Genomic DNA, 15,709 nt, shown 5'->3' on the forward strand with positions numbered 1-15,709 from the left:
GAAAAAACCGGAAATTACGCCCGCCCGATATGCTATTCTATTCCATCTGGCAATGGTATCATGAGGCCATTCAGATCGATTTGAACTCTCCCTGCTCGGGTGACGCCTGTTATGAAAAAAGAATTTGATTTCGTCGAAGCAAACACGGTCCGGCTTCCCGCAGGCTATCCGGCGGCCTCTATCCCCGACACATATGCCCGCGAACCGATCCCCCCGGATTTCGACCGCCGCAAACAGATGTATCTTGAATACTGCGCAGAAAATCCCGCTCAACCCACTCTGAAAGGTTTCCTTTACGAACTGGCCCGGCTGGCCCTTAACCGCGAACCCGTCAACACGCGCGCTATTGAAGGCGCCCTGCAATTCATCAATAAAAAACTCGACTGCTCCGATTTCGTCCTGCTCGGGATCCTCCGGATGGTCCTGCAGTTCAACGCAAATCCGCTGCTCACGGAAGATATCCTGAACAAAACGCGAGATACGATCCTCGCCTTCAAATATTGGCCGGATGAGCCGGGCCGCGATTCGATGTGCACCTGGACCGAGAATCATCAGGTCCTTTTCTCGACTTGCGAATATCTCGCCGGCATGATGTATCCCTCCGAAGTGTTTACCAATTGCAACATGAAGGGGATCGAGAAAATGGAAAAGGCCCGCATCCGCCTGCTGAAGTGGATGGAGCTGAGATTCCGGACCGGCTTCAATGAGTGGCTGTCGAACGTATATTATGATGAGGATATCGCCGCGCTCCTGACGCTGGCCGATTTCTGCGATGATCCGCTTCTGACGCGAGGCGCGTCGTGCATCCTTGATCTGCTGTTCTACGACATGGCCCTCAATTCCTTCCGCGGCACGTTCGGTTGCACCCACGGCCGAAGCTATTGGATTCAAAAAAAGTCCGGATGCAATGAATCGACGGCGGACACCCAAAAGATCGCTTTCGGGATGGGCGTCTTCGGGGCCGCCGACAGTATGAGCGGGATCAATCTCGCCCTGAGCAGATATCGCCTGCCCAAAGTCATATGTGATATAGCCGCGGACACCGGAACGGCGGAACTCGAAAACAGGCAGAGGATCGGAATCAAAATCTCGGAAGCAAGGCGCTGGGGATTGGATTTTGAGAAATTGGATGACGGAATGGCGCTGCTAAGCTTCGAGGCATATAACCATCCGAAAACTATCCGGCTCTTCCTGAAGATGCTCGACTCCTGCAACTGGTGGGAGAACGAGTTCTTCCGCCCGTTCAACAAAATCAAGCGCCCGCTTCTCCTATTGAACAAACTGCGCCTGCTTTCCCCCGTCGTCTGGCTGCTGCGCAAGGATATCGCGAGGAATATGCGGGAAGAGGTCCACACACTGACGTCTCGGACGCCCGACTACATGCTGAGCGCCGCGCTGGATTACAAGAAGGGATTTGGCGGCGACCAGCACCATATCTGGCAGGCGACGCTCTCGGAGGATGCCGTAGTCTTCACCACTCACCCCGGCTCGCTCACCCACCGCTCGCCCGACTACTGGACCGGCTCCGGCTTCCTGCCGCGAGTCGCCATGCACAAGAACGTCCTCATCTGCATCTACCGCATATCATCGACGCCGGGCCTGTATATGAAGAACAAATACAATTTCACACATGCCTTTTTCCCTAAACATCATTTCGATGAGGTGGCCGAAGTCGCCGGCTGGACTTTCGGAAGAACGGGAAACGGCTATATCGCCCTCTATTCGCAAAACGGGTACCGCTGGCAGACCGAGGGCGAGGAGAAGAACGCCGAGCTTGTCGCCGACGGCAAGAAAAACATCTGGATTTGCGAGATGGGGCGCGAGGCGACCCACGGAACCTTCGCGCAATTTCAAAAAGCTGTTTCCAGCGCTAAAATCATTTTCCGCGGATTGAATCTCGTTTATCATTCGCCTTCCATCGGCGAACTGGCCTTCGGCTGGAAAGGCCCATTCCGGATAAACGACAAGAAGGTCCCGCTCCGAGACCAATTACGTTATAATAATCCGTATTCCAAGGTCGCATTCGATCCCGAAGTAATCGAAGTCAAAAAGGGAACCGATTGGCTCCGGCTCGAACTCAACGACTACAGGCGAGCCTTTAGCAAACAACCTAGTGTTGTGTGAGAAAACCAACTTCCGGCGTGCACTAACTGTCTGCCCTGGCGCCCGGTTGAGCGCAACGCCTGGAATCACAACGCGCTTCGCGTCGGAAGTCACGCCCTTTAGGGTGATCACGCTGGCCTGTTAGGCGTTTCGCGCGGTCACGAGATAGAATAATGTCTGTCCCCGAAAGCTCCAAATCGAGCGGTCTTCCTCGTAGGGGTGGGTTTGAAACCCGCCCCCTACTGCTGTCGCGTCGCAGGCGCCTTACGGAGTCGGGGACCCACGTATGTGGTCAACAATGCGAATTTGCTGTTGTGGCGGCGTAACTGATTGCACCCGCAGGCGCGATCAATCGCGCCCTTACAAATAACCTGTGCAAAATTCACTCCCCCAAAAGCAGCAAAGAGGAAACAATGGAAATAGTGCTCTTGAAAGAACGAACAGAATTTATCCCCACCCTCGCCGCGTGGCATCACCAGGAGTGGGCCTACCTTCACGACCACGATTCAGTCGAAAGGCGAATCGCCGAATTCCAGGAAGAATTACAGGCGAACGGCATACCCCGCACATTCGTTGCCATATCGGGAAACGGTGTCATCGGATCCGCCAGCCTGCTCCCTCAAGATATGGACACCCGAACAGACCTCAGCCCCTGGCTCGCCTCGGTCTACGTGGTTCCCGAACAGAGAAAACAGGGCATCGGTTCGGCATTGGTCAAGCGCGTCGTTCAGGAAGGCGCCGCACTCGGCTTTCGCACTCTCTACCTTTACACTCCCGACCGCCCGCAGTTTTATGCAAGCCTCGGCTGGTCGACCGTGGAAAAGGTGCAATATCATGGAACCTCGGTCACGATAATGAAAATCGAACTATGATACGGCATCGCGGTTGTCCAAAGTTCTTGTCTCGGATAAACCTAAATCAATATACCGTTAGAGTTTAGCAACATGATGTTTCATTCGGAAAGCGAATGCAGGAATCCATATTTCTTCTCTGCCCGACGGTGGCGCTTGAAAGCCCCATTGGTAGTGACTGAATGCGCGCTTTTCTTAACCGCTTTACCTCCAAGGAGCCAAGAGCGCAAAGCATAGGAGGAATGCCGTGTTCTTGTCTTCAATTCTCTCCGCCTTAATCTTTGCGACCTCTGCGTCTCTGCGGTAAAATATTCTTCAATAAATGCGCCACCTCGCTTTCTTTCTGGAGTTTAGCCGAGAAGAGTGACTTTGGAACCATGATCTTTAAGGAGGAAATATGCGACGACTAACCACCATCTGCCTTCTACTAACTGCTCTGGCAATCTCCAAACCCGCGTTCGCGATCGACGAATGCCCGCAGCCGCGCCTGATAACTGTGACCGGCAACGCGGAGGTCCGCGTCACCCCCGACGAGGTGATCCTGACACTTGGCGTCGAGACCTGGAACAAGGACCTGACAACCGCAAAAAATGACAACGACCGGCGCGTCCAGAAGATCCTGCAACTGGTGAAATCGTTCGGGATCGAAGACAAACACGTTAAGACTGATTTCATCAGCATCGAGCCACGCTACGAAGACCAATGGGAGCACCGCAATTTCATCGGCTATTTCGTGCGAAAGACCGTCGTCATCACGCTCAGGGACACGGCCAAATTCGAGACGCTTCTCAGCAGGGCCCTCGAGGCCGGCGCCGATTACGTTCTCGGCATCGAATTCCGCACTACCGAGCTCCGCAAGCACCGTGACCAGGCTCGCGCGCTCGCTATCAAGGCCGCACAGGAGAAAGCGACCGATCTGGCAAAGGCGCTCGGACAGACGATTGAAAGACCCCATTCGATAACCGAACACGAGGTCGGCTGGTGGTCGTCATACAACACCTTCTGGGGCGCCCGATGGAGCGGCGGCATGGCTCAGAACGTCATGCAAACCGCCGGCGGCCCCTCCACCCCCGAAACCACGATCGCCCCCGGCCAGATCGTCGTCACCGCCCGCGTGACCGTAAGCTTTGAACTGCAGTAAACCGAAAAATAGGGACAGAGCCTATTTTTTATTTTTAAGATCAGTATTATCAATGACTTGAGAGCACGCATTTTCAAAGGCCTTTTGATTATCAGTATTTATTTGACATACAAGCGGCAATCCGCCTACGCTATCCGGATCGTTTATCGTCCAGACGGCATAATAAAAAATCGAAAGGAGGCGCCTGATGAGTAGAGCACGGACGTGGGGCATCATATTGGTAGCTTTCCTGGCAAGCACACAGATTCTTGCCGTTGCGCTTGCAGATGAGGGCGGACGTCACCGCCGGCGCGAGCGCCATTCGCATCGAGAGCATGAACACAGCCGGAATGAATTCGGAACAATTGATAATCCGTTATACCGGGAGCAATGCGGCGCGTGCCATTTCGCCTATCCCCCGGGACTGCTTTCGGCAGGTTCGTGGAGTAAGATATTGGGTCAATTGGAAAACCACAATGGTGCCGAGGTGGCGCTCGATGCGCAGGCAGAGGAAGCCATAGGTCGATACCTGGAGGCGAATGCGGCAGACAGATTGACGTCCAAACGCGCCGGCAGGATAACAAGCAGCTTGAGGGGGCAAACACCGACAAGAATAACCGAGGTCCCATACATTCTCAACGAACATAAGGATCTTCCGCCGGAAACATTTAAGAGAACATCGGTGGTTTCTTTCTCCAATTGTATCGCCTGTCATCCGGGCGCAGAACAAGGCGTCTTTGACGACGACTCGGTCAGAATTCCCGATTGAGCCCGCTTCGACCGGCATGTCGCGCCGCAGAAATCGTTTGATCTGATCAGGCTGAGAAGTCGGTTGGCTGCACCGCCTTCACATTGCGAGTCCCCACGCTGTCTTCCCCGACACCCTTCGCTTTTCTTGAAGACCCGCGGGAAATGTGTTATGGTATGCGGCAGAAAGCAGGAAATTTGATGTAAAGAGACTCTGCCTGTTGGAAGAAAATGCGCGAACAAGCGAGGTGGCCGATATGAAACGCGTTCTCCTCACGAATCAGTATGGCCCCTATCCTCGATCATGGGGCACGAACTCATACGACATCACCGAAACGCGATTCCACCGCGGCCAAGGGGCGTTCGCCCTCAGCTCGCATATTCACTGCCTGGCGCTCTACCTGATCGCCGAGAATATCAAGGCGGTCACCACCGTAGTGGAGTACCCTCGCATCGAGGACTTCGAGGAGGAGCTGAGAAAGGGCTACGATTACTGGGGCATTCAGATGGTTTCGATCAACACCAACAAAGTGGCCGACATGATGCGTCTCGCTCGCAGAATCGCCCCGCAGACAAAAATCATCATCGGCGGCTACGGCGTCCTCAGCCTCGATGATCCTCCGCCCGGAGAGCCCACGCGCGATGCCCAGTATATCCTGGAGCAGGCCGACTACATCTGCCGAGAGGAAGGCATCCGCTTCATGCGCAGGCTGCTCGGCGACGAGCCGGTCGACCGCCCGATCACCCAAAAATATCCGCCGCGCGACGGCACGACGTACCCGGGCCTCGAACAGATGTTCTCCGACAGATCGCGCAACATGGCGCTGGTCGCGCTCGGATGCCCCAACGGATGCGAGTTCTGCTGCACATCGGCCATGTTCAAGAGGAAGAAGATCTACGTCGCGACGCCGCAGGAGACATTCGAAAGTCTCAAGCACAATTGCCGGCGCAACGGCGGCAGGGCAACCACCACCGCCCTCATGGACGAAGACTTCCTCATGAACCGCAAGTACGTGCACGAACTCGGAAAGCTGATTCAGGAGGATAAGGAATTCGGCCTGCGCAAACTCAGCTATTTCTGCTTCGGCGACCTCCGCTCGATGACCAAATACAGCATGGAGGAACTGCTGGAGAATGGCGTCGACACCGTTTGGATCGGCGTCGAATCCAGCATCGACGACGTCATCACTTCCGAACACAATATCGCGAAACGCAAGTGCGACGATATCAAATCCACCTTCCGCGGAATGGAGGAGTACGGCATCGGCATCACCGCATCCCTCGTTCTCGGATGGGATTTTCATACGCGCGAGAACATCGAGCGGGACATCGACTTCTTCGTCGACCTCAAACCGTCGGCTCACCAGATAACGTTCCTCGGCGCCTGCCCCGGCACCAAGCTGTACGAGAGAATGAAAAAAGAAGGCCGGATCAATCCTGAGTTCGCTTATAAGGACATTGAGCAGTGCAACGACGTCGGCTCGTTCATCCCCAAAAACTTCAAGCGGGGCGAACTGAAACATTATTTCGATCTCGCGCACACCAAGCTCTATGAGGCAAACGGGCCCGGCATCTTCCGAATGTTCCAGCTCAACCTGAACGGCTACGAAACGTGCAGCACCTCTCACCGCCCCTTGCTTCGCAAGGACAAAGCCCCCTTCTTCGAGGAGCGCTGCAGGCGAGGATATCCGCTCATCGAGGCGTGCGCCAAGTACGCGCCCAACGAAGGCGTGCGTCAAAAAGTCGACGAGGCAAAGGGAAAATACCTCCGCCTGTTCGGCGAGCCGGACGAAGAGCAGAAGGTCTACTCCAAATTCTTCTGCGAAACCGTCGGCCGGCGCGCCGAGAGACTGAAGACGGAACCCCCGGACGAGACACCATTCGATCCGCCCGTTCGGCGCACGTATTACGACCCGTCTCGCGGGCCGGTTCCGCTGGTTAAAAAAGGACGAGGACCGGGCGACCCGGTCCCTTATAACGCCTTTGACGAGCCCGAACACCTCTCCAATGTCTGTTAGAAACGGTCTCTCTGGTATTCAAATTGGGCATCTTCGTTCAAATAAATTGCGAATTCACTAACCACGAGACGGAATGGTTCAAATGATCGGAAATGTTCCTTCAGTAGAAGGATTAAAACGAAGCCTGAAGTTGCTGATGCCCGGACTGATCCTCTTCTGTCTTTCGCTCTTCATCCTTCATTGGGGCTGGCAGATCGGGATACGGGTGTACGATGAAGGTATTTCCGTCTACGGGGCAATGCGCGTGCTGCAGGGGGATCTTCCTTACGGAGATTTTCGCGCGGTCTATCCGCCGGGACACTTTTACGCGCTCGCGTTGGTGTTTCTTTTGTTCGGGAAATCGCTGCTCGTCGAGAGAGTTTACAGTGTCATATTGATGTCGCTGATCGCCGTCCTCTGTTATTCGCTTGCACGAAGGATATCCTCGGCGAGGCTGGCGGTTCTGTCGTGGCTCATGCTCATCCTCTGGATGGCGAGCTTCGGGTATTTGTTCTACGGCAGTAACGTCCTGCCGACACTGGTCCTTAGTCTATTGAGTTGTTCTCTCCTCATAAATTTCCTGCAATCAGGAAGCGACAAACATCTCTTGCTTGCAGGAGCCGCCGCGGGCGCGACTGTTCTGTTCAGGCATGATGTCGGGGTCTACACAATTATTTCCGAAGCCGCAATACTTCTGATTTCCGCCCTCGCCGAAGCCAGAAGGCGGGATCGAAAAGCGTTAGCCATCCCCCGCCTTCTCGTGCCGACTGGCCTTTATTCGGCGGCCGTCGCAGCCGTCGTACTGCCGGTTCTTTTCCTGCTGATCTACCATGTTCCGACCCGCTATCTGATTGCTGATTTTATTGAGTGGCCTGCTGTCTATCATGTTTTCAGAACTTTGCCTTTCCCAACATTGCTGCCTCACCCTTTCGGCGTCTTCACAGGGGAATACACGCCGGCCCAAGCTTTACGGACTGCGCTCAACCGTTTCGTTTTCTATTACCCCATCTTCATACTTTTTTTGGTATCCCTTGTGGTGATTTCCAGATTCAGGCCGCGTCAAGCGTCGGCGGCATCGGAACCACAATCAAGGATGATGCCCACCCTGCTCCTTCTGCTGCTGGGAATCACTTTCTTGAACTACGTCAGAACATTGCCGGATAATTATCATCTGCTTGTACCCACTCTTCCGGCACTGATTCTGCTGCCGGCAATGTTTTCAAAAACCGGAGGAACCAGTTTCGGGAAAATCGGACTTTCTTTCAGATGTCTGACTATCTTCTTCACTATAATCATGATGATTACGCTCGGCCGCTTCTTCCTTCAATCGCCGCCTTCGGCCGCTAATCTGTCCACGTTTATTCTCGACAGAGCCAGGGGAATCCAGATGCTTCCGCACGATGTGAGGAATATCGAGGCGGCAGTCAGATGTGTTCAGGAATATGTTCCAAAAGACCAGCGGATTTTCGTTGGAAATGTCCGGCATGACCGATTATCGGTAAATGACATCATGTTTTATTTCCTTTCTGAAAGAGAAAGCGCGACGCGCTACCACATGTTCGATCCGGGAGTGACGACGACGCGCGACATACAAAGGGAGATCATCAGAGAGATCGAGGATAATCGGGTAACTTGTGTGGTTCTATGGTATGGCGATGAAGGCGCGATCGGACCCAATGCAGGCGGCGTCAGCAGCGGAATAACAGACCTCGATCATTTCATACGAACAAAATTTCAGCTCGTTCAGAGGTTTGGAGATTATCTCATTCTTTTTCGCCGCACCCTCGACCAAAAAAACGCTTAGCTTGTGCAAATCAGGACATGTGTCTCTCCCTAATTCCCGCAAAGCGCTTGGCGATCATCTCTCATTTTGCAGCGTCGAGTTCCTGTCGCCCGCCGGGCCGGAGAGAACGCTGAAGCTTCCATCCGTTTCCAGGACGACTGCATTTACATCCTGCAGGTTAGCACGACCTTGTGCACGGGCGGCGGCAAGCACTTCTTCTCTCGTCACGCGCTCCTCTTTTAAGGCGACCTCGAGAAAGTTCCCCCCGTGGAACAAGAGTCTTGGCTCGGCTTTAATCAGCGGTTGAAACCGCCGCGACCGGATCTGGAGCCAGGTGACTGCAAGCTGGAGACACACGAGAAGCGCCAGAGCCAGCACTCCCTCGGCCAGGGCAACATCCTTGGACAAAATGATCGTGGCGAGAGTGGACCCGAGCGCCACGGTCACTACAAAATCGAAGGCATTCATCTTCGAGAGCGTGCGTTTGCCGGTGACCCGAAGGATGAGGACCAGAGCGATGTATGCAAAGACACCCCCAAGGATAACCCTGAGGAGTCCATCCCATGAATGAAAGAACATCGATTGAGTTCCTTTCGAAAGACCATCTTCAGTATACGAGAGTAGAATGACACCGAACCTTCGGAAACCTTCCTTAATAGCATAACTTTTTCATTGATAGATGGAAACGCCGGCAAGCAGTTCTTCAGAAACACGCAAACGAGCTTCCGTGTGGGTCGCTCAGTTGCATTCTGAAGCCGGGCCTTTCCCTCATGATGTGTGGGCGTGGAGTCAGCGGAAAATCGGGGAGATTCCGGAAATGGAAAAGTTTTTATTGAAAAATGGTTGTGCTCTGATATAATTAATCGATTCTCAACATTCGATGGCACTTTTGGCGGGCGACTCCTGCAGAGGAAGCGGCGGATATCCTCCTGTCCGTGACACTCTAAGGCCCTCCCTTCTGGCAAGAATCGAAGATTGATCCGCATTGAAACCAGAGGTGTATCTTGGACAGAGGGGACGGCTTGTTTCCAATTTTCAGCAGGCAGCAACAAGAGCTGTCGTTTCCGCGAGACGCCCAAAGATTCTCATTATCTCCATAGCATCAGATTCTTTCATACTCTTACAACTGATGAACGAGAGGTGAAACAATGTGGCATCTTTCTCCTGCATTGCTCCTTTTATTGATTCTTTCCGGAATCGGCACGTTTATGCTGGCTCTCTACTTTTCTCAGAAGCGGGAAGCTCCTGAGGCAACAACACTCTTCATCCTGATGACTGCTGCCGCAGTATGGTGTTTTGCCTACATGCTGGAACTGGGAAGCGTCGAGTTATCCGGGAAACTGTTCTGGGCAAAAATGAAATATTTCGGGATTGTGGCCGTCTCGCCGACCTGGTTGATTCTCTGCCTGCAGTACACCAATCGAGAGACATGGATCAAGCCACGCTATATTGGCTTGCTGTGCATTGTGCCGTTGTTCAATCTTATTCTGGTGTGGACGAATCATCTCCATACCCTCTACTGGACCGGAGCGGCGCTGGAGAAAACGGGCGCATTCTCGGTCATTGAGCTGGTGGTCGGACCCGGCTTTTGGTTCTGCACAGCCCATAACTATCTGCTGATGTTGTGTGGAGCGATCCTGATCCTTGGAGCGTTCCTGCGCTCAAACCCCTTATACCGGAAGCAGGCGACGACGATGCTGCTGGCGGCGCTTTTTCCCTGGGCAGGTAACGTCCTGTTCGTTGCAGGATGGACTCCGCTGGAGCACCTTGACCTCACGCCATTTGCCTTCGTCGTCAGCGGCATGCTCTGCGGATGGGCCATTCTTCATCAGGGGTTGCTGGACCTCATACCGGTAGCGCACGCTTCCATCGTGAGCGGAATTACCGACAGCATTATCGTGCTCGACAGGCAGAATCGCCTCGTCGAAACAAATCCTTCTGCGCAACGCCTCGTGAGTCTGTCAGCCGCAGACATGCTTGGCAGGCCGTTACAGGAGATCCTGCCGGAACTCAGCCGCCAGTTCGATCCTTCCCTCGTAAAAATCATCGCAGTCGAGGACATCGAATTCGGCACGGGGGCGGACAGGCGCATCTATGAACTCAGGCTTTCTCCTCTTGCCGACCGAAAGGGGGTGCAGATTGGGAAGGTCCTCGTTCTCCGCGATGTGACGAAGAACCGGTTGGCGGAGGAGAATGCGAAACAACAAAATGAATTTCTGCGAAACGTGGTGGAATCTATTACCCACCCGTTCTATGTGCTGGATGCCGAAACCTTCGCCATCAAACTGGCGAATTCAGCCGCTATCGCGGGAGGCATGCCAGGCGAGTCTACCTGCTACGCTCTCACTCACCGCAAAGACAGGCCATGCGATTCCACAGGACATCCCTGCCCGCTCAAGAAGGTGAAGCAAACCAAAAAGCCGGTTTCAATAGAGCATATTCATGACGAAGGCGACGGCCCGCCAAAACATTTCCAGGTTTACGGATATCCGATACTCGATAATGAAGGGACTGTCGTGCAAATGATCGAATATCATCTGGATATTACCGCTCGCCGGCGGATGGAGGAGGCGCTTCGCGAGAGCGAGGCCAGGCTTCGGGCCGTCATCGAAAGCCTGCCGTTCGACTTCTTCATGCTCGACAATGACGGTCGTTACGTCATGCAGAACTCCACCTGTAAAAAGCAGTGGGGCAATGTACTCGGCAAGAGGCCGGAAGAACTTGATGTGAGTGAAGAGAGCCTGTTGTTGTGGAGGAGCAATTATGACGGGGCCTATAGCGGTGAGACCGTTCAGGGAGACGTCTTCCTCGGCGCCAAAAGGGGATTCTGCCACAATATTGCCGCTCCGATTGTCGATCAGGGCAAAGTGAACGGCATCCTGGGCATAAACATCGACATTACCGAACGCAAGCGAATGGAAGAGGAATTGGTGCGACATCGGGAGCGCCTGCAAGACTTGGTGGCGGAGCGTACGGAGGAGTTGGCAACGACGAATGCGAAACTGATCGAAGAGATCGCCGAACGAAGGAAAAAGGAACAGGCGCTTCAGGAGAGCGAGGAGTTGTATCGAAACCTCTTCGAAAATTCAATACAGGGGATCTTCATCATGGATCTCAACGGCAGATTCGTGTCCTGTAACCCAGCCCTCGAAAAGGTCCTGGGATACACCTCCAAGGAAATCCTCGGTAAGAGCTTCCATGAGCATGTAGCACCAGGCGCCGAGAAAATGCTTCTCCGGGAGTACGGCAAACTCTTCCGGAGCGGAGTGCCGATCAGAAATCTGCGGTACGAAATAATCGGAAAGGGCGGAGAGAGAAGGACCGTCGAAACAAACGTGAGTCTGATCAGGAAAGGCAATCGCTCGATCGGGTTTCAGGGAACCGCCACCGACATCACCGATCAGGTGCAGGCCCAAGATGCCTTGATGAAATCCGAGGAGCGCTACCGATTGCTGGTCGACAACTCGCTAACCGCAATCTACGTTTTGCAGGATGAGAAGGTGCAATTTGTCAACAGTCGGTCGGAAGAAATTATCGGGTACAACCCGAGCGAGTTGCTTGGAAAACCTTTCTATGAGTTCTTACATCCCGCGGACCGGCAGGTAGCTAGAGAATTTGTGGCGACTTCCCTGTCAGGCGAATCACGCGGTGGACGCTTCCAGGCGCGTGTGCTTCACAAGAACGAATCCGTCAGATGGCTGGAGGCGTTGGCATCGACAATCCGAATACGGCGGAAAATCCGCGCTGCTGGTCAATATCATAGACGTCACAGAGCGGAAAGAAGCGAACGAAGCCCTTCGCGAAAGCGAAGAAAGGTTCCGACTCATAGCCGAAACCATCCAGAGCGTCTTCTGGATCAGCAGTCCGGAAATCAAGAAAATGCTTTACGTTAATCCCGCATACGAAAGGATCTATGGGCGCTCGCGGAAAAGCCTGTACAGCGCCCCCCGCTCATTCCTGGATGCCATCCATCCGGAGGACCGCGAGCGGGTGCTCGAGGGGGTGCAGCAACGCCGGCGGGAGGCGTGGCAATATGAGTATCGGATCATCCGGCCAGACGGAGCCATCCGCTGGATTCGCGATCGCGGCTATCCGATTTTTGGGGAGGACGGAAATCTCCGGCTGATGACCGGAATCTCGAATGACATCACCGACCATAAACATGCGGAACTCGCGCTTCAGGAGAGCGAAATCCGACTCCGCGCGCTTCTCGATGCCTGCACCGACACCGCATTCCTCATCGATGCCGGAGGAAACCTGCTCACCCTGAACGAGACTGTTGCCCGTCGGTTCGGCAAGACTGTGGATGAGATGACGGGAGCGAATGTTTATGCAATCCTTGATCCCGAAACCGCACGGTCGAGAAAAGAAAAGATTGATGCCGCTATCAGCTCCGGCCGGCCGGTCCGGTTCGAGGACGAGCGCGCCGGCATCCTCTTCGACAACCACTTGTATCCAATCCCGCAGGCCACCGGCGCGACAGCGCACCTGGCCGTCTATGCCCGTGATATCACGGAACAGAGACGAGCGGAGAATCAATTGAAAAAGACGCTCGAACTGTTGGAACAGCGAGTGGAACAGCGGACGGAAGAACTCTCCAAGGCAAATCGGGCGCTCGAGAATGAAATAAAGGAACGCAAGCGCGCCTACCAGAAGCTCGCCAAAGTCAACACAAAACTCAAGGAGCTGGAGCGTTTTAAAGAAGACCTGGTGTATATGGTGATCCATGACATGAAGAACCCGGTTTCCAGCAGTATGCTGGCGCTCGATGTGATTCATATGGAAGTGGGGAAACAATTGACACCTCGACAAGCGGAGTATCTTCAGGTCGCCAAACGCAGCCAGTTCAAATTGTCGCAAATGATAGCGAACCTGCTGGAGGTCTCGAAGCTCGAGGAAAACAAGTTCCAGGTCATCAGGATGAGGGTGGATCTGGAGGAAATGATAAGCCGCATACTTGAGCCGTATGGAGAAATGCGCGGCCACAACCGCCCGTCGGTAAGAATCACTATCGACCCGCACGCTCGCTTGTTCTCCAGCGACCCGTACCTGCTCGAACGCATTATCTCAAACGTCGTCTCCAATGCCATCAAGCATTCTCACTCCATCGAAGAAATCTCCGTTTGCGCCAGACGGGATGAAACCAATCGCGAAATCCTGATATCGATCGAGGACAAGGGACAGGGAATACCAAAAGAGCACCACGAGAAAATCTTCGAGAAGTTCTTTCAGAGAAATCTCAAGCAAGAAGGTCACAGAGCGGATACCGGCTTGGGACTGGCGTTTTGCAAGCTCGCGGTCGAGTCGCTCGGCGGAAAGATCTGGGTCGAAAGCGAGCCCGGAAAAGGCAGCCGCTTCACCATTTCCCTGCCGGATGAGCCCTAATCCGCTCAAACAGACCGGCGTGAATCTTCTCGGTCGTGCCAAATCATCGGATTATCACGTGACCGGCTATTTCTTCGTGATTGACGCTTTCCTGACCCTGGCAGGTATCCGGACCGGATCCTCCGCCATTTCATAAAGCAGCTGCTCCACGTCCTTCTGCCCCTTCCCCCGCAGGTGGCAGGAATCGAGAAAATCCGAAGATTGAACCGTCTGCGAAATATCGATGACCGGCACATTCGCCCTGAAAACGGCCTCCTGAAAGGATTCGCTGAGCAGCTTGCATTTCTCGATGTCTTCAGCGGACGCATATGAGGGCATGTTCTCGGGAGAATACGGAAACAGAACAAATGTGAGATTTTCAAACCTGTCGCTCAGTAACTTCAAATCATCCACAGACTTCTTCATCTGATCAGGCGTTATTCTTAGAATAGTATGTAATTCGAGTATGCGAAGCAGTTTCGCGCCGATAACGATATCCTGTTCCGTTGCAGACGCAAAGAAAGACTTAACCGCATACTTGTACCTTTCCGGAAAAGAAAACGGGTAGTCAGAGCTGGGCCTCGTCGTCAACGCCACGTGCGTCAGATTTATGCCGTAGAGAATGTAGTCGTCCCGTGAACAATATATATTCATGATTTCTTCCGTCTCTGCGGGGGGAGATCCCAGAAACGCCAGATTGGCAGTGTTCTCGACCTTCAGATATCGCACGTATGAAGGACCCACTAAAACCACGCGGGGAGACGTCATCAAGGTGTGCTTGATAACCCCCCTTTCGAATGCCATCATCGTTGCCGCGATCCCTCGGGAAAAGCGATGACACACTAATGCCGTGCCGAGGACGATGAAAAGCAGAAAGGCTGCGGTAAACAACAATATGCGAACCAGCTTCATGTTCGTCGTTCGCCCCTCGGAGCTGCCTTCCTTGAAGGTTATCCCTGGTTGTTGACGCAGTCCATCTGCAGTTCGTCGTCGCGGTCGATCACATTCCCGTTCACATGCAGATTGCGCCGCATCTTCCGCAGGCCCTCGATGTATTGCCGTTTCGTGCGCATCGCCTTTGCTCCTTTATTCCAGCATTGACTGACACATTCGCCGATGCTTCGCCGTCTATCACAGCGCCTCTATGATAAAGAATAGAACCATCCTTTGGCAAGATGAAGGAGTGGACATCTTTTTTCGAGAGCAGATGCATAGAGACCGGCAAAGCAAACAAGATTCTTCGAACATGAATTGCACAATTTGACGAACAGCGAACATCCGCTGATCTTCAAAAACGTTTCGGAACAGGAATCGGGCGAATTAGAGTAATTTTTCAAACCACAGATGCACACCGACGGACACAGATAGTACTGCCTTTTTTCGTCATTACTGCGAAGGCAGGAATCCAGTTCATTCCTGCATGTCCCGCCTGCGGCGCTGCCGCGAGGAATCCAGGACGCGCGGCGCTCGTCGCGCCATCTCAGCCCTCCCTCTGCTTGTCCTGACCTGGAGCATAGTCGAATGGGTCATTCTGACCACGCGCCTCGCGTGGGAAGAATCTCTCTTTTGGATAGCTGATTGCGCCTAGTGGTGTTTCCATACCGTAGGGAGAGCAACCGGGTTGAACCTACACATTTTACAAAACAGGTTCTTCTCCGATTTAGTTGTTGCCTGAGAATGCCTGTATGACTTTAAGAGTAAAATATCGGTTGTCATGGAATCCGAAGGCGCGTTTGGAAATGCT

Annotated in this window: 10 protein-coding genes; 8 read left to right on the forward strand and 2 right to left on the reverse strand. The window is 53.6% G+C overall.

Going from position 1 to position 15,709, the window contains the following annotated elements; all coding sequences use genetic code 11:
* The first annotated feature begins 111 nt into the window (after positions 1-111).
* The 6 genes from C4520_15905 to C4520_15930 all read left to right on the forward strand — a co-directional run bounded on the left by C4520_15905 (position 112) and on the right by C4520_15930 (position 8,622).
* Positions 112-2,124: a hypothetical protein gene (locus C4520_15905; GenBank protein RJP17694.1), complete on the forward strand. Its 2,013-nt coding sequence runs from the start codon at positions 112-114 to the stop codon at positions 2,122-2,124.
* Between the two features lie 392 nt (positions 2,125-2,516).
* Positions 2,517-2,975, forward strand: a complete 459-nt coding sequence (locus tag C4520_15910) for an N-acetyltransferase (GenBank protein RJP17695.1) — start codon at positions 2,517-2,519, stop codon at positions 2,973-2,975.
* A 376-nt stretch (positions 2,976-3,351) separates the two neighbouring features.
* The gene (locus C4520_15915) at positions 3,352-4,095 is read left to right on the forward strand and encodes a DUF541 domain-containing protein (GenBank protein RJP17696.1); all 744 of its coding nucleotides are present in this window, start codon (positions 3,352-3,354) and stop codon (positions 4,093-4,095) included.
* A 187-nt stretch (positions 4,096-4,282) separates the two neighbouring features.
* On the forward strand, positions 4,283-4,843 hold the full coding sequence (locus C4520_15920) for a cytochrome C (protein RJP17697.1): 561 nt from the start codon (positions 4,283-4,285) through the stop codon (positions 4,841-4,843).
* 199 nt (positions 4,844-5,042) lie between these two features.
* On the forward strand, positions 5,043-6,839 hold the full coding sequence (locus C4520_15925) for a radical SAM protein (GenBank protein ID RJP17698.1): 1,797 nt from the start codon (positions 5,043-5,045) through the stop codon (positions 6,837-6,839).
* Positions 6,840-6,912: 73 nt separating this feature from the next.
* Positions 6,913-8,622 (forward strand): hypothetical protein, encoded by a 1,710-nt coding sequence (locus C4520_15930; protein RJP17699.1) that lies wholly within the window; start codon positions 6,913-6,915, stop codon positions 8,620-8,622.
* A gap of 54 nt (positions 8,623-8,676) precedes the next feature.
* On the opposite strand, the gene C4520_15935 is transcribed toward C4520_15930, so the two are convergent.
* Positions 8,677-9,180 (reverse strand): DUF421 domain-containing protein, encoded by a 504-nt coding sequence (locus tag C4520_15935; protein RJP17700.1) that lies wholly within the window; start codon positions 9,178-9,180, stop codon positions 8,677-8,679.
* Between the two features lie 569 nt (positions 9,181-9,749).
* Here C4520_15935 and C4520_15940 point away from each other — a divergent pair.
* Both C4520_15940 and C4520_15945 read left to right on the forward strand, forming a co-directional pair.
* Positions 9,750-12,494 carry a PAS domain S-box protein gene (locus C4520_15940; protein RJP17701.1) on the forward strand — a complete coding sequence of 915 codons (2,745 nt, stop codon included), beginning with the start codon at positions 9,750-9,752 and terminating at the stop codon, positions 12,492-12,494.
* Positions 12,250-13,986, forward strand: coding sequence for a PAS domain S-box protein (locus C4520_15945; protein RJP17702.1), 1,737 nt, complete (start codon positions 12,250-12,252; stop codon positions 13,984-13,986). The genes C4520_15940 and C4520_15945 overlap by 245 nt, the downstream gene beginning before the upstream one ends.
* A gap of 66 nt (positions 13,987-14,052) precedes the next feature.
* Here C4520_15945 and C4520_15950 read toward each other — a convergent pair whose 3' ends face one another.
* Positions 14,053-14,877, reverse strand: coding sequence for a hypothetical protein (locus C4520_15950; protein ID RJP17703.1), 825 nt, complete (start codon positions 14,875-14,877; stop codon positions 14,053-14,055).
* Positions 14,878-15,709 lie beyond the last annotated feature (832 nt).

This window comes from Candidatus Abyssobacteria bacterium SURF_5 (assembly GCA_003598085.1).
Lineage (GTDB): Bacteria > Abyssobacteria > SURF-5 > SURF-5 > SURF-5 > SURF-5.

Coding starts and splice junctions, on each gene's coding strand:
- C4520_15950 (RJP17703.1), bottom strand. CDS start 14,877: ATGAAGCTGGTTCGCATATTGTTGTTTACCGCAGCCTTTCTGCTTTTC.
- C4520_15915 (RJP17696.1), top strand. CDS start 3,352: ATGCGACGACTAACCACCATCTGCCTTCTACTAACTGCTCTGGCAATC.
- C4520_15940 (RJP17701.1), top strand. CDS start 9,750: ATGTGGCATCTTTCTCCTGCATTGCTCCTTTTATTGATTCTTTCCGGA.
- C4520_15920 (RJP17697.1), top strand. CDS start 4,283: ATGAGTAGAGCACGGACGTGGGGCATCATATTGGTAGCTTTCCTGGCA.
- C4520_15910 (RJP17695.1), top strand. CDS start 2,517: ATGGAAATAGTGCTCTTGAAAGAACGAACAGAATTTATCCCCACCCTC.
- C4520_15905 (RJP17694.1), top strand. CDS start 112: ATGAAAAAAGAATTTGATTTCGTCGAAGCAAACACGGTCCGGCTTCCC.
- C4520_15930 (RJP17699.1), top strand. CDS start 6,913: ATGGTTCAAATGATCGGAAATGTTCCTTCAGTAGAAGGATTAAAACGA.
- C4520_15935 (RJP17700.1), bottom strand. CDS start 9,180: ATGTTCTTTCATTCATGGGATGGACTCCTCAGGGTTATCCTTGGGGGT.